This is a genomic window from Achromobacter sp. SIMBA_011, from assembly GCF_046535435.1.
Classification (GTDB): domain Bacteria; phylum Pseudomonadota; class Gammaproteobacteria; order Burkholderiales; family Burkholderiaceae_B; genus Achromobacter; species Achromobacter dolens.
The window spans coordinates 1-319 of record NZ_JAWRWN010000203.1; the positions used below are offsets into that span (position 1 = coordinate 1).

At 64.3% G+C, this 319-nt stretch carries 1 pseudogene; it reads left to right on the forward strand.

Annotated features, from left to right (window positions below):
• Window positions 1–101: 101 nt before the first annotated feature.
• Window positions 102–319 (forward strand): annotated as a pseudogene (locus tag SB816_RS30585) (excinuclease ABC subunit A); the annotation flags it as partial.

Below are 319 nucleotides of genomic sequence, written 5' to 3' on the forward strand. Positions count from 1 at the left end.
GAATTCGACCACCGGCTATACGTGCGGCGTGAGCCCCAGCGCGGGCGCGATCGCCGTGTCGGGCGATGTCGTGAAACTGAACGTCCGATAACGGAGTACCGATGAAACATCGCATCGCACTGGCGTTGCTCGCCGCGTCGTTTGCTGCCCCGGCCGCCTACGCGCGCGACACGATCGACACCTACCCGATCGACAGCGCACTGACGAGCGAGCCGGGCAAGGTCGACGACAGCATCGCGCTGTATTTCGGCGATCGGCCGCATCCGCGCGTGCTCAAGTCGTACGGGACGTTCGCGACCAACAAGAAGACCAACGCGTT